General features: G+C 68.3%; 13 protein-coding genes. 4 read left to right on the top strand and 9 right to left on the bottom strand.

Going from position 1 to position 13,339, the window contains the following annotated elements; all coding sequences use genetic code 11:
- Positions 1 to 19 precede the first annotated feature (19 nt).
- Positions 20 to 2,272 (bottom strand): DEAD/DEAH box helicase, encoded by a 2,253-nt coding sequence (locus F8566_RS26185; protein ID WP_225993540.1) that lies wholly within the window; start codon positions 2,270 to 2,272, stop codon positions 20 to 22.
- Positions 2,273 to 2,419: 147 nt separating this feature from the next.
- Positions 2,420 to 2,995: a CGNR zinc finger domain-containing protein gene (locus tag F8566_RS26180; RefSeq protein ID WP_151564395.1), complete on the bottom strand. Its 576-nt coding sequence runs from the start codon at positions 2,993 to 2,995 to the stop codon at positions 2,420 to 2,422.
- An 82-nt stretch (positions 2,996 to 3,077) separates the two neighbouring features.
- Here F8566_RS26180 and F8566_RS26175 point away from each other — a divergent pair, with 82 nt between their 5' ends.
- Positions 3,078 to 4,250, top strand: coding sequence for an epoxide hydrolase family protein (locus tag F8566_RS26175; protein WP_151564394.1), 1,173 nt, complete (start codon positions 3,078 to 3,080; stop codon positions 4,248 to 4,250).
- A gap of 179 nt (positions 4,251 to 4,429) precedes the next feature.
- Here F8566_RS26175 and glnA read toward each other — a convergent pair whose 3' ends face one another.
- Positions 4,430 to 5,854 carry a type I glutamate--ammonia ligase gene (glnA, locus tag F8566_RS26170; RefSeq protein WP_151564393.1) on the bottom strand — a complete coding sequence of 475 codons (1,425 nt, stop codon included), beginning with the start codon at positions 5,852 to 5,854 and terminating at the stop codon, positions 4,430 to 4,432.
- A 176-nt stretch (positions 5,855 to 6,030) separates the two neighbouring features.
- Between glnA and F8566_RS26165 the strand changes: the two genes are divergently transcribed.
- Positions 6,031 to 6,495: an RDD family protein gene (locus F8566_RS26165; RefSeq protein WP_151564392.1), complete on the top strand. Its 465-nt coding sequence runs from the start codon at positions 6,031 to 6,033 to the stop codon at positions 6,493 to 6,495.
- A 456-nt stretch (positions 6,496 to 6,951) separates the two neighbouring features.
- Here the strand turns inward: F8566_RS26165 and F8566_RS26160 are convergent, their stop codons facing one another.
- Both F8566_RS26160 and lipA read right to left on the bottom strand, forming a co-directional pair.
- Positions 6,952 to 7,647, bottom strand: coding sequence for a DUF4191 domain-containing protein (locus F8566_RS26160; protein WP_151564391.1), 696 nt, complete (start codon positions 7,645 to 7,647; stop codon positions 6,952 to 6,954).
- Positions 7,648 to 7,831: 184 nt separating this feature from the next.
- Complete coding sequence (gene lipA / locus F8566_RS26155) at positions 7,832 to 8,761, bottom strand: lipoyl synthase (protein ID WP_151564390.1); 930 nt, start codon at positions 8,759 to 8,761, stop codon at positions 7,832 to 7,834.
- A 70-nt stretch (positions 8,762 to 8,831) separates the two neighbouring features.
- Here lipA and F8566_RS26150 point away from each other — a divergent pair, with 70 nt between their 5' ends.
- Positions 8,832 to 9,155 (top strand): YbjQ family protein, encoded by a 324-nt coding sequence (locus F8566_RS26150; RefSeq protein WP_151564389.1) that lies wholly within the window; start codon positions 8,832 to 8,834, stop codon positions 9,153 to 9,155.
- A 121-nt stretch (positions 9,156 to 9,276) separates the two neighbouring features.
- On the top strand, positions 9,277 to 9,786 hold the full coding sequence (locus F8566_RS26145) for a YfbM family protein (RefSeq protein WP_151564388.1): 510 nt from the start codon (positions 9,277 to 9,279) through the stop codon (positions 9,784 to 9,786).
- A 111-nt stretch (positions 9,787 to 9,897) separates the two neighbouring features.
- Here the strand turns inward: F8566_RS26145 and lipB are convergent, their stop codons facing one another.
- The 4 genes from lipB to sucB all read right to left on the bottom strand — a co-directional run.
- Positions 9,898 to 10,614 carry a lipoyl(octanoyl) transferase LipB gene (lipB, locus tag F8566_RS26140; RefSeq protein WP_151564387.1) on the bottom strand — a complete coding sequence of 239 codons (717 nt, stop codon included), beginning with the start codon at positions 10,612 to 10,614 and terminating at the stop codon, positions 9,898 to 9,900.
- 84 nt (positions 10,615 to 10,698) lie between these two features.
- On the bottom strand, positions 10,699 to 11,433 hold the full coding sequence (locus tag F8566_RS26135; protein ID WP_151564386.1) for a Type 1 glutamine amidotransferase-like domain-containing protein: 735 nt from the start codon (positions 11,431 to 11,433) through the stop codon (positions 10,699 to 10,701).
- A gap of 102 nt (positions 11,434 to 11,535) precedes the next feature.
- A complete protein-coding gene (locus tag F8566_RS26130; protein ID WP_151564385.1) occupies positions 11,536 to 12,423 on the bottom strand; it encodes a TIGR01777 family oxidoreductase in 888 nt (295 codons plus the stop codon).
- Between the two features lie 124 nt (positions 12,424 to 12,547).
- A partial coding sequence (sucB, locus tag F8566_RS26125; RefSeq protein WP_151564384.1) for a 2-oxoglutarate dehydrogenase, E2 component, dihydrolipoamide succinyltransferase occupies positions 12,548 to 13,339 on the bottom strand: 792 nt, incomplete at its 5' end.

Below are 13,339 nucleotides of genomic sequence, written 5' to 3'. Positions count from 1 at the left end.
GATCTTCCTCGGGGTGTCGTCAGCCGGTGCGGGAGGTTTCGAGGCGGAGCTGTTCTTCTTCGACGATCTGGCGCGCGAGGGCCTGCTCGGAGATGTCGACGGCGTCGGGGGAGGCTTCGGCGATGTCGCTGCGGCGGGCGTAGGCGTCGAAGAGGGCGTTCTTGCCCTGAAGCAGGTCGAGCATGCGCTGGTCGACGCTGTCAGTGGTGAGGATGCGGTGCACCTGAACGGGGCGGACCTGGCCCATCCGGTGCGCGCGCGCCACGGCCTGGCTCTCCAGGGTGGGCTTGACCTGGGGCTCGCAGATGATGACCACGGAGGCGGCCTGGAGGTTGAGGCCCGTGCCTCCCGCCTGGATCTGGCCCAGCAGCACCGCGTGGCCCGGCTCGTCGGTGAACGCGTCGACCATCGCCTGGCGGGCGGCAGGCGGGACGGACCCGGAGATGGGGCCGTGCGCGCGTTCGCCGAGGGCGCCGCCGACGGTGCCGAGCACGTCGCGGAAGAACGAGAAGACGACGACCTTCAGCTCGTTGGCGGCGGCCTCCTCGACCAGCTCGACCACGCGCTTGAGCTTGGCCGACTTGCGGGGGACCGCGTACGCCGCGTTCCGCATGGCCATGAAGTTGCCCGAGGCGACCGCCCGGCGGTAGGCCGCGGCGTCGGCATGACTGAACTGCTCCCATTCATCGACGTGCACCACCTCGGGCAGCTCCACAAGGACGTCGAGCTGGTTGCGCCTCAAGTAGGCGGGGGCCACGGCGGCGCGGAACGCCCGCGGCCCCATCGCCGCGTCGCTCCGCCGGATGTCGGGAACCAGGGCGGGCTGTAGGTGGGCGACCAGGTTGCGGAACTCCTCGACGCGGTTTTCCATCGGAGTCCCCGTGAGGAACAGCACCCGTTCGGTACGCGCGCACCAGGCGCCCACAGTCCGGGAACGCCGCGTCTCGGGATTCTTGACGAAGTGCGCCTCGTCCACCACGAGCATGCCGATAGAGACGGTACGCGGGACGTCCAAGGTGTGCAGAACGTCCAAGGTGGTCACCGCGATGCCGCCCTCGCGCACCCAGTCGGCCAGAGCACCGGCCCGATCGGAACCATGCACCGGATGCGCCTTCAGTGCGCTCCGCGCGTCGATCTCGCGTAGCCAATTAATGAGCACACTGGCCGGACACGCCACGAGGAAATGTGTCGCACCTTCCGCGGCCAGGTGGGCGAGCGCCGCGATGGCCTGAATGGTCTTACCCAGCCCCATTTCGTCACCGAGCACCACACGCCGCTGGGCCAGTGCGAAACGGGCGCCGAACGACTGGTAGCCACGCAGCGAGACGCGCAGATGAGTCTCGTCCAACACCTGCGCCTTGACTCGTCTCGTGATGTCGTCGGGCAGGAACCCTTCGCCCGGGTCGCGTTCCGGGTCAAGGGACGCCAGCTCCGCGAGCAGCGCATAGTAGTCGGACGCGCGCAGCTCAAAGTCGATCCACGCCTCATCAGCTGACACCCGCGGCCGCAGCAAATCCACCGACGCCTGCGCCAGGATCTCGGACGTCCCACGGGCATGCTCTTCGCGGAGCACCTGCGTGAGCTCGGCCAGTGCCCCCATCGCCTCCTCGCGCCGTTCCCGGCTCGAGAACAGTCGGCGCCACCAGCTCACCGCGGGCCTCGCCGTCGCCACCAACGGAGACAGCCGCTCGTCCAGCTCGACCGCCGCCTCACTGGCCCGCGGGACGTCCGGGCCCGCATTCACCAGCACGTGGAGCGCAACCACCAACCCCGTGGTGTCGGCATCACTCCGGTCAAGCCCGATGCGAATGCTCGCGACCCTTTCAGCCGCCTCAGCGATCTGCTGCGCCGCGGCCTGAATCTGATTGGCCGTCTGCGGCCCGATGCCAGGCAGGCACTGCAGCTCGTACGCCGTGGTGTCGAGGACCTGCAGCACCGTCTCGATCTCGGCCCGTTCCAACGCGGGCAACTGCAACCGGCCGCTGGTCACGTCCTTGAGCCGAGCCACCGGCATCGAGGCCAGCTGCTCCCGCGCCGCCCGCCGCCGCAACGGCCCCAGCGCCTCCTGCACCGCCACCCGGGCCCGCCGATGGTCCTCGACCAGAGTCCGTGCAGCGTCCCGCAGGTCATACGCGTTCCGCAGAAGCTCCTTGGAGTCAGCAGACGACCGCCCCCTGAGCACCTCCTGCGCCATCGTGCCCGCCACCTCCGTCCGGAGCACATGATGCCACCGACCTACGACACCGCGCCCCACCTCAACGAGCTCGGGCACGAATCACAGCATCGGTGTACTGCTCCGTCGTCAGCACAACACCCACTCCACCGAACGTCCCATCGCTGCTCATCGCGGCGATCAACCACACGTCAGATGCCACCATGCGCCAGGCCGGGAGATCCTCATACAAACCGAGCGTAACGATCACTCCGCTGATCTGGAGCGTTTGCGCTGGTTGGCATTGAAGCGCGCTTTCTTCTGGCGATTGCCGCACGTGTTCATGTCACACCATTTGCGGGTGCGGCTTTGGCTGGTGTCGAAGAAGGCGGCTTGGCAGGTGGGTGATGCGCACAAGGCCAATCTTCCGTCTCGTTCGCCTGCAATGATGCTGACCGCATCGGCGGCGATCACGCCGAGGGCATCTTCCACGCAGGAATCCGAGCTGAGCCGCCATTGACGCTTGCCCTCGGGCGTCAGGATCGCAGCGGCCCGACTCTGAATGCTGCAGTCATTGATGACTTGGACAGCAGATGCAGGGAGAGCGTCCTGGATCGCGGCCGCTGTCGCGGCGACGTGAATCGACTCCCTCAGTTCCCGGGCGAGGTCGAGCTGGGCAGCGGTGCAGGAGTCCACAGCCAGGCCGTTCACTGCCAGCCAGTCGACGAGTCGCTGCGGCGTGGGAATGCGCTCCACAGCGTTGCCGCGACGCTCCGTCAGAGTCGCCGTGAAGCTGGTCGCCAGCACGCTACCGAGGCGGAAGTCAGGGAACCCGGCACGCATGGAACCACCTTAGCTGGTTGCACGTTGACGAGATGACATGTTAGAACCGTCTTAGCCGGTTCCGCGATGGCCAGGAGGTCTCATGCCCCGTTCAGCCAGCGACGTGCAAGCGTTTGAAGCCCGCGCAACTGACGCTGACCTCGACGATCTGCGCGCGCGACTGGCCGCGGCGCGGCTACCGGAGGCCGAGACGGTGTATCGCGCCGCGTCCGGCCCTCGCCGATGGGAACAGGGCGTCCCTCTCGCCGACCTCGTCGATGTCGTGGACTACTGGCGCACCGGGTACAACTGGCGGTCGTTCGAAGAGCGCCTTAACCGTGTCGGCCAGTTCCGCACGACCATTGACGATCTGGGAATCCACTTCCTGCACTGCCGATCCGCGCGCGCAGACGCCACTCCTCTGATCGTGACGCACGGCTGGCCAGGCAGCATTGCTGAGTTCATCGATGTAGTGGACGAGCTGGCAGATCCGAAAGATGCAGACGCGCCGGCGTTCCACGTCGTGGTCCCGTCGCTACCAGGCTTTGGTTACAGCGACAAACCGGCCGCCACCGGGTGGGGAACCGAAAAGATCGCGACCGCATGGGTGGAACTGATGGGAAGGCTCGGCTACAGCACGTTCCTAGCCCACGGCGGCGACTGGGGAGGCAATATCACCACGGTTCTCGCCGGCAGATTCCCAGCGCACGTGCTCGGCATCCACACAACGTTCGCCGAGGCGCCGCCCGGGTTGACAACGGACGGGCTGACGGCGGTCGAGCGCAAGTGGACCGAGGAAACCCGCGATTTCTGGCACCACCGCGCGGCGTACGCGAAGCAGCAGGCGACCCGGCCGCAGACCATCGGCTACTCGCTCGTCGACTCACCGGTCGGACTTCTTGCCTGGATCCTTGACAAGTTCGCCGAGTGGTCAGACACCGAAGACAGCCCGTTCGAGACGATTTCCATAGACAGCATTCTTGACGACGTCACCCTCTATTGGCTGACGCGGACCGGCGCATCGGCGGCCCGCATTTACTACGAAAGCCACAACTCGCTCGATCCCGAACTCCGGGTCGACGTCCCGTCGGCAATCAGCATGTATCCCCGCGACATCGAGAAGTGTCCGCGCCCCTGGGCACAGGAGCGGTACCGACAGATCGTCCGATGGAGGTCGCCCGAAAGCGGGGGACATTTCCCGTCGCTGGAGGTTCCCGAGCATTTCGTCAAAGATCTGCAAGAAGGCCTCGCGGCGGTGCTGGCCGCTCATCGGTGAACGCGGCTCGACAGGTACCTGCCGATTGTGGCTCTTGTTCGTCACCCGTGAGCGCGCAACTGCTTCAACGTGTTCACGTGAAAGGCCGTCGACCATGTCCTGGACGGACGGGTGGTCGACGGCCTTTTTGTGCCCTGGTCAGTGGTCGGATTGCCTCCGCCGCGCCAGGGGCTTCCCGATCAGATGTCGTAGTAGAGCTCGAATTCGTGCGGGTGGGGGCGGAGGCGGATCGGGTCGATCTCGAACTCGCGCTTCATGGCGATCCACGTCTCGATGAGGTCGGGCGTGAAGACGCCGCCTTCGAGGAGGTAGTCGTGGTCGGCCTCGAGCGCGGCGAGGACCGCCTCCAGCGAGCCGGGCACCGTCGGGATGGCGCGGGCCTCTTCGGGCGGGAGCTCGTAGAGGTCCTTGTCCACCGGCTCGGCGGGCTCGATCTTGTTCTTGATGCCGTCCAGGCCCGCCATCAGCATCGCCGAGAAGGCGAGGTAGGGGTTGCAGGACGGGTCCGGCACGCGGAACTCGACGCGCTTGGCCTTGGGGTTGGAGCCCGTGATCGGGATGCGGATGCACGCCGAGCGGTTGCGCTGGGAGTAGACCAGGTTGACCGGGGCTTCGAAGCCGGGGACCAGGCGGTGGTAGGAGTTCACGGTGGGGTTGGTGAACGCCAGGAGCGACGGCGCGTGCTTCAGGAGGCCGCCGATGTAGTAGCGCGCGTTGTCGGAGAGACCCGCGTAACCCACCTCGTCGTAGAAGAGGGGGGAGCCGTCCTTCCACAGCGACTGGTGGCAGTGCATGCCCGAGCCGTTGTCGCCGAAGATGGGCTTCGGCATGAACGTCACGGTCTTGCCGGCGGCGCGCGCGACGTTCTTGACGATGTACTTGTAGAGCAGCAGGTTGTCGGCCGTCTTCAGCAGCGTGTCGAAGCGGAAGTCGATCTCCGCCTGGCCGGCGGTGCCGACCTCGTGGTGCTGCATCTCCACGTGGATGCCGGCGTCCAGCAGCTGTGCGACCATCTCCGACCGCAGGTCGGTGTAGTGGTCCATCGGGGGAACGGGGAAGTAGCCGCCCTTGTACGGGGGCTTGGCGCCGAGGTTGCCGCCCGGCTCCTCGCGCCCGGTGTTCCAGGCGCCCTCGACCGAGTCGAGGTAGTAGTAGCCCGCGTTCTCCTTGGTCTCGAACCGCACGTCGTCGAAGATGTAGAACTCGGCCTCGGGGCCGAAGTAGCACGTGTCGGCGATGTTGGTGCCGCGCAGGTAGTCCTGGGCCTTCTTGGCGACGTTGCGCGGGTCCCTGCTGTAGGGCTCCCCGGTCAGCGGGTCGTGGACGAAGAAGTTGAGGTTCAGCGTCTTGTGCTGACGGAAGGGGTCGACCACCGCCGTGCTCGGATCCGGGAGCAGGAGCATGTCCGACTCGTGGATCTCCTGGAATCCGCGGACCGACGAGCCGTCGAACATGAGCCCCTCGGTGAAGACGCTCTCGCCGAAGCTCTCCACGGGGAACGTGAAGTGCTGCATCTTCCCGGGGAGGTCCACGAACCGACAGTCGACGAATCGCACACCTTCGTTCCTGATGAAGCTCAGGACCTCATCGGCGCTGCTGAACATCCAGCCTCCTTGGGGCGCTTTTGGCTTACGGAAGGCTATGGGCGGGCGGTTTCCCGGCCGTGTCCCATATGTTTCGCCTGTGTTACGCATCACATTGTGGAGCAGGTCACTGCCCGGCGGGGCACTTGCCACGCCCCAAGTCCGAGTTCTTCCCGGAACCGGATAGCGTATGGACCATGAGCAAGGGCACCCGTTGGACGCAGACCTGGCTGGGCGGTGCCCGCGCGGCCGGTGCTGACCTCGGTTATCCGGGCGAACGCCTCGGCCTCCCCGAAAAGGGCAGCGGCGCCGTCGCCGGCTACGGCCGCCGGATCGTCGCCCTGCTGCTCGATCTCCTGGTCGCCGCACTCATCGGGGCCCTGCTCGCCAACGTCCTGGACTGGTCACCGGGCACCCGCTCCCTCGCCAACACCGGGATCTTCGCCCTCCAGGCCTGGCTGCTCACCGCCACCCTGGGAATGACCATCGGCAAGCGCCTCACCGGCATCCGCGTGGTCCGCCTCGACGGCAAGCCCGTCGGCCCCGGCTGGTCCCTCGCCCGCACCTTCCTCCTCATCCTGATCATTCCCGCCATGATCTGGGACCGCGACAACCGAGGCATGCACGACCGCGCCGCCAACACGATCGTCATCAACACCTGATCGTCGTTCGCCGCCGATCCCGGGTGGGGCTGCGCTCGTGTCTGGTTGCTCTTAGCCGACGTCGTACGCTGCCCTGGTACTTCTGCGTCGGCTGGCCCTGCCCGCATCGGTCGTCCGGCGCTGGCGCCTGCCGGGGCCTTGGGCTGGTCTTACGCCGTGGCGGTTGCGTGAGGGGCAACTCCTGCACTCTGCTGGCCGCGCCGGGTCGGACGCTCCCTTCCGGGGATTGCGCATCGCTCGTACGGTGCCGATTGCGCTGGTTGTGGTAACGCGCATGGCGAACCAATGTCGCGCTGATCGGATGGAGCGTTGATCGCGCGTGCCCGTTCTCCATTGGGCGTGCTACGTCAGGGCGTGGTACGCGCGCGATAGTCGTCGGCGGCGCTGACGGTGGGCGGTCGTTAACGCGAAGGAGGAGCGTGCCCTGGGTGGGCCGCTCCTCCTTGTTGGTCGTGCTCAACGCATTTTGGGCTTGGGGCCCTTCGGCATGCGGGAGCCCTTGGGCATGGGTCCCTTGGGCATCTGCATGGCGCGGGGGAGTGCCTGGAGGCGGTCGTTCAGCTCGGAGACCTGCGCCTTGGTGAGGTTGCGCGGGAGCTTCATCAGGTGGCGCTGCAGCTTGTCCACCGGGATCTGGCCCTCTTCGTCGCCCACCTGGATGTCATAGATGGGGACCTGCTGGGCGGCGCGGGAGATGCGCTTCTTCTCGGCGCCGAGGAGCTGGCCCACGCGGTTGCTCGGGCCCTCGGACACCAGGACCACGCCGGCGCGGCCCACCGCGCGATGGACCATGTCGAGGTTGCGGTTGCCGCTGACGGCCTCGGTGACCGTCCAGCCGCCGCGCATGTTCTTGAGGATCGCGGCGGCGGCGCCGGGCTGGCCTGCGATCACCTTGTACTGGGCGCGCTGCGCCATCTGGCCGAAGACGATCATGCCGACGGCGACGGCGGCCAGGAGGCCGAGGGGGATGAAGAACCACAGCTGGCCGATGAGCCAGCCGACGAGGATGACCAGGACCAGGGTGCCGATCGCGGCGGCGAAGACGATCGGAAGGGCCTTCGGGTCCGCCTGGCGGAGCACCTGGGCGACCATGCGGATCTGCTTGAGGCGGCCCGGACGCTCCTGGGCCCCGTCCGTGGCGTTTTTCGACATGGCCCCAAGGATAGTCGTGTCGTACCCCTGGACAGACACCCCAGCCCCGCACGCGAACGCGCTACCTGAGCCCCGGACGAGCCGAAGGCGTCGTCCGGGGCGAAGATCGCGAAGCGATGTCGCGTTCGCCGCTTTCGTGGTTCGGGTTCGAGCCGCCAGGCGAGGGCCCGAGGCCGCGGAAGAATCAAATACTGCGCGCCTCGATCGCCTGCTGGTAGAGACGGCCGGCGCGGTAGCTGGAGCGGACCAGCGGTCCGGACATGACTCCGGCGAAGCCGATCTCCTCCGCCTCGGCCGCGAGCTCGACGAACTCCTCGGGCTTGACCCAGCGTTCCACCGGGTGGTGGCGCGGGCTGGGGCGAAGGTACTGGGTGATGGTCACCAGCTCGGTGCCGGCCTCGTGGAGGTCGCGCAGGGCCTCGGAGACCTCTTCGCGGGTCTCGCCCATGCCGAGGATGAGGTTGGACTTGGTGACCAGGCCGGCGGCGCGCGCCTGGGTGATGACGTCGAGGGAACGTTCGTAGCGGAAACCCGGGCGGATGCGCTTGAAGATGCGCGGCACGGTCTCGACGTTGTGGGCGAGGACCTCGGGGCGGGAGCCGAAGACCTCGGCGAGGAGGTCGGGCTCGGCGTTGAAGTCGGGGATCAGCAACTCGACGCCGCAGCCCGGGATCGCCGTGTGGATCTGCCGTACGGTCTCGGCGTACAGCCAGGCGCCGCCGTCCTCCAGGTCGTCGCGGGCGACGCCCGTGACCGTGGCGTACTTCAGGCCCATCTGCGCGACGGACTCGGCGACGCGGCGCGGCTCGTCCCGGTCGAACTCGGCGGGCTTGCCGGTGTCGATCTGGCAGAAGTCGCAGCGGCGGGTGCACTGGTCGCCGCCGATGAGGAACGTGGCCTCGCGGTCTTCCCAGCACTCGTAGATGTTGGGGCAGCCCGCCTCCTGGCAGACGGTGTGCAGGCCCTCGGACTTCACCAGCTTGGTGAGCTCCCGGTATTGCGGCCCCATCTTCAGCCGGGTCTTGATCCAGTCGGGCTTGCGCTCGATGGGGGTCTCGGCGTTGCGGGCTTCAATGCGCAGGAGCTTGCGCCCCTCAGGGGTCACCGTCGTCACCCCCACAGATTACGTGCCGACCTGGCTTCTCGGCACATCAGGGCGGGTAGAGATCGCCAAGGGGGCGACCATGTTGATCAGCACGATGAACGATCTGCCGGGCTACGAGATCACCGAGGTGGTGGGCGAGGTCTTCGGGCTGACCGTGCGCAGCCGCCATGTCGGCTCGCAGGTCGGCGCCGGGCTCAAGTCGGTGTTCGGCGGTGAGCTCAGGGGCATGACCAAGATGCTCGAGCAGACCCGGGTCGAGGCGCAGAACCGCCTGATCGAGGCCGCCCGGGACCTCGGTGCGGACGCGATCCTGGCGATGCGATTCGACGCCAGCGATCTCGGCGGCAGTCGTCAGGAAATGTGCGCCTATGGCACCGCCGTGAAGATCAGTAAGCGATCCTGAGGCGCGAATCGGGAAGATCACAGGGCCGGACATAGGCCGATTCCCGCGTTTCCACCCTCGGTAGCATTTGATCTCTCTAAGGTGACTCCCTGTCGTCATGTCATACGCAGGAGGAACCACCGTGGGCCTGGCAATGTCGTACCTCAGGGTGCCGCCGACGATGGAGGGGGAGCCGGACCCGGGCCGGGTCGCCCGCCTTGTCTTCGGCACGCCCGACTGGCGGCGCCGCCAGCCCGCCGAACAGGTACTCGATCTGGGCGGCCACTGGCAGGCGCTGCACTACCTGATCACGGGTGATCCGTGGGACGGGCGCCAGCCGGAGTCCGACGTCGTGTGCGGCGGGCGGCTGCTGACCGAGGACGGCGAGGCCGAACTCGGCATCGACGTGATCTTCGTGGCGCCGGACCGGGTCAAGGCCGCCGCGGACCATCTGGCGGACACCTCGTTCGGCACGATCGCGGACCGGTACGACCCCGCCGCGATGGCCGCCGCCGAGGTGCAGGACGCCGCCGGTCTGGACGCCAAGACCCGCGACCGCGTGCTCAAGCCCGCCTACGAGAACCTCACGAGGTTCTTCGCCCAGGCGGCCGCCGACGGGCAGGCCGTCTTCAAGGTCATGACCCACTCCTGACCCGCTGGAGCACCCACCGGCCCCGAAGCCGTCACCCGGGCCGGTATTTCGTGCTGTCCGGATCCACAAGAGGCCGTTCCGGCGCAGGTGGAGCAGGCCGGTCGGCGCGGGTCAGGCGGCCAGTTGTGCGGTGGTGCGGTGGAGGGGGGCTGTGGCGCCCAGCAGGTCGGTGAGGTGGCGTTCGACCAAGGGGGTCACTTCGGCGACGGTGACGCGGCGGCCCAGTTCCTTGGAGAGCGACGTTGAGCCGGCGTCGCTGATGCCGCACGGGATGATCCGGTCGAACCACGACATGTCGCAGTCGCAGTTGATCTGGAAGCCGTGCATCGTCACGCCGCGCCGGACGCGGAGGCCGATCGAGCCCAGCTTGCGGTCGGGGGTGCCGGGCACCCACAGGCCGCTGCGGTCCTCGACGAACGTGGTCTCCAGGCCGAACTCCGCGCAGACGGCCATCATCATGTGCTCGAGCAGCCGGACGAACGCGACGCCGCCGCGGGGGTCGGGCAGCTTCACGATCGGGTAGCCGGTGAGCTGTCCCGGGCCGTGCCAGGTGATCTTCCCGCCGCGGTCGACCTCGATCACCGGGGCGCCAGGGTCTCCGACGGGCCGGTCCAGGGCGCCGGTGCGCTTGCCCGCGGTGTAGACGGGCTCGTGCTCCAGCAGCAGGACGGTGTCGGAGATCTCGTCGTCGATCCGCCGTTCCTGGGTGCGTCGTTGCAGATCCCAGGCCTTGTCGTACGGAACCGCGGCGGTGCCGAAGCCCACGTGGACGAAGACCAGCTCGCGCGTTGTCGGGGGCGCGTCGTCGCGCACGTCCAGTTCGCTCACGTTGCTCAGCTTATGCCTCCCCCGGCCTCCACCCGTCCACCCTGGCAGCGGACGAGCCTGGCCCGGCCCCCTCCGCCTCGCACCTCACATCGCGGCGAGAAAACGCGGCTCGATCCTGGTCTCCTTGGCGGTGCCGCCGTCCGGTTCGACGCGGTAGGCGCCGGCGTTCTTGTTGTACGAGACGGCCTGGACGAACTCGGTGCCCACGTAGTGCAGGGCCACCGTCTCGTCGGCGGCGTACCCGCCCGGCAGCGTCCCCTCGCCGACCAGCTGCTGGAGCAGCGGGCGGCGCTGGGGGTCGCTGTCGTAGTGGACGCCGCAGGAGTACGGGAGGAAGCCGAGGCCGTCAGTCAGCGGCCGCAGCTGGGGCCCGAAGGAGTCGGTGTTGCCGCCGACGTGCCAGCACAGCGCCCCCGCGCTCTGGCCGGAGAGCACCACGCCCTCGTTCCACGCCTCGCGCATGATCTCGTCAACCCCGTGCAGGCGCCACAACGCCAGGAGGTTGGCTCCGCTGCCGCCGAACACGTACACCAGGTCCTGGCTCAGCAGGTGGGACCGGATGTCCTGCACGTTGGGCATCGGGAACAGCGCGATGTGGCTGACCTCCGCGTCCAGCTGCGACAGCGCCGCGTAGCCTCGCGCGATGTGGTCGGCGCCGTCACCGAGGGCCGTGGCCAGGAAGCAGATCCGTGGCCGGTCCTGCCCGGTGAGGTCGAGGGCGTAGCGCAGCAGCGGGCCGGGCGTCATCCCGTACCGGCCGTCCGGCAGGAAGGTTCCCCCGCCGATCGCCACGATGTGCGGCTGCCCCTCGGTGCTCATGTCTCGCCTCCGGCTCGGAACTCATGTCGGCTTCGTCTGAGAGTCACCGTACGTCCGCCCATCGGAAACGCACGTCACTTTGATGTTTCTTGAAACGGCCGTTCAGTTGAGGGCCGCACTGACGGCCGAATCGACGTCCTGGTGGGCAAAAGAGAAGCCGGACGCATCGAGCCGCCGTGGCAGCACGCGCTGGCTGATCAGCGGTCCCTCGTCCGCCAGCTCGCGGAGCGCGAGCCTCAGCACGAACTTGGGCACGGTGAGCACTGTCGGCCGCCCCAGCGCCTGCCCGACGGCCCGCGTGTACGTCGCGTTCGTCACGGGACTGGGCGCGGTCAGGTTGACCGGCCCGGCCAGGTCGTGGTCGATCAGATGGCGCAGCGCGGCGAGGTGGTCGGTGATCGAGATCCAGCTGACCCACTGCCGCCCGTCGCCCAGTTTCCCGCCCAGCCCGAGCTTGAAGAGCGGCAGCGTCGTGCCGAGCGTGCCGCCCCCTCGCGCCAGGACGATCCCCGTCCGCGCGTGCACGACCCGTACGCCCGCGTCGGCGGCAGGTGCGGTGGCGGCCTCCCAGTCCCTGACCAGCTCGGCCAGGAACCCGCCGCCCATCGGCGACTCCTCGTCGACCTCCTGGCCGCCTGTGTCGCCGTAGTAACCGATCGCCGATCCGGACACCAGCACCTTCGGTTTGCCGCCCAGCCTCGCGATCGCCTCGGCCAGGGCCCGCGTGCCGCGCACGCGGCTGTCCCGGATCTTCTGCTTGTACGAGTCGGTCCAGGGCCGGTCGGCGATTCCGGCACCGGCGAGGTGCACGACCGCGTCGCAGCCCTCCAGCGCCTTGGCGTCGATCGTTCCGGACGGGTCCCAGCGCGCCTCGTCCGGCTTCGCGGGCTCCCGCCGTACGAGCCGCACGACGTCGTGCCCGTCCCCGCGCAGGTGCTCGACCAGCGCGCCGCCGATGAGACCGCTTGACCCGGTGATGGCGACCTTCATGCCGTCACCCTAGAACGTCGGGCGGCCGCCCGCCGATGGCACACCCGGAACGACGAGACCCCGCCGCTCCCGGGGGAACGGCGGGGTCTGGGCCTGCTTGCCCGGCCTTGCTTGGCGACGAAGCCTACAAACCCAGCTCAGCGTCGAAGTTGCCCTCTTCGAGGCGGTGTTTGATGGTGCCGAGGAAGCGGGCGGCGTCGGCGCCGTCGATGAGGCGGTGGTCGTAGGTCAGGGCGAGGTAGACCATGGACCGGACGGCGATGACCTCGCCCAGGTCGGGGTCGTCGATGACGGCGGGGCGCTTGACGACGGCGCCGGTGCCGAGCATGCCGACCTGCGGCTGGTTGAGGATCGGGGTGTCGAACAGGGCGCCGCGGCTGCCGGTGTTGGTGAGGGTGAACGTGCCGCCGGCCAGCTCGTCGGGGCTGACCTTGTTGGTGCGGGTGCGTTCGGCCACGTCGGCGATCCGCTGGGCGAGGCCGCCCAGGTTGAGCTGGCCGGCGTTGTGGATGACCGGGACCATCAGGCCGCGCTCGGGGACGTCCACCGCGATGCCGAGGTTCTCGACGTCGTGGTAGGTGACCTCGTTGGTCTCGCTGTTGATGACGGCGTTGACCTTGGGGTGGGTCTTGAGCGCCTCGATCGTGGCGAGCGCGAAGAACGGCAGGAACGACAGCTTGACGCCCTCGCGGGCCTGGAAGTCGGCCTTGGCGCGGTCCCGCAGGCGGGCGATCTTGGTGATGTCGACCTCGACCACGGTGGTGAGCTGCGCGGAGACCTGCAGCGACTCGACCATGCGGCGGGCGATGGTCTGCCGGATGCGCGACATCTTCTCGGTCTTGCCGCGCAGCGCGGCGGCCTCGGCCGTCGGGGCGGCCGGAGCCGGTGCGGCGGCGCGCGGCTGGGCGGCCGCGGG

The organism is Actinomadura rudentiformis (assembly GCF_008923185.1).
GTDB lineage: Bacteria > Actinomycetota > Actinomycetes > Streptosporangiales > Streptosporangiaceae > Spirillospora > Spirillospora rudentiformis.
Note: the sequence above shows the minus strand (reverse complement) of the source record. Positions and strands in the feature narration are given on the sequence as shown.

Excerpts from the sequence above, each read along its gene's own strand:
- F8566_RS26180 (WP_151564395.1), bottom strand. The coding sequence starts at position 2,995 with ATGCGTGCCGGGTTCCCTGACTTCCGCCTCGGTAGCGTGCTGGCGACC.
- F8566_RS26175 (WP_151564394.1), top strand. The coding sequence starts at position 3,078 with ATGCCCCGTTCAGCCAGCGACGTGCAAGCGTTTGAAGCCCGCGCAACT.
- glnA (WP_151564393.1), bottom strand. The coding sequence starts at position 5,854 with ATGTTCAGCAGCGCCGATGAGGTCCTGAGCTTCATCAGGAACGAAGGT.
- F8566_RS26165 (WP_151564392.1), top strand. The coding sequence starts at position 6,031 with ATGAGCAAGGGCACCCGTTGGACGCAGACCTGGCTGGGCGGTGCCCGC.
- F8566_RS26160 (WP_151564391.1), bottom strand. The coding sequence starts at position 7,647 with ATGTCGAAAAACGCCACGGACGGGGCCCAGGAGCGTCCGGGCCGCCTC.
- F8566_RS26150 (WP_151564389.1), top strand. The coding sequence starts at position 8,832 with ATGTTGATCAGCACGATGAACGATCTGCCGGGCTACGAGATCACCGAG.
- F8566_RS26135 (WP_151564386.1), bottom strand. The coding sequence starts at position 11,433 with ATGAGCACCGAGGGGCAGCCGCACATCGTGGCGATCGGCGGGGGAACC.
- F8566_RS26130 (WP_151564385.1), bottom strand. The coding sequence starts at position 12,423 with ATGAAGGTCGCCATCACCGGGTCAAGCGGTCTCATCGGCGGCGCGCTG.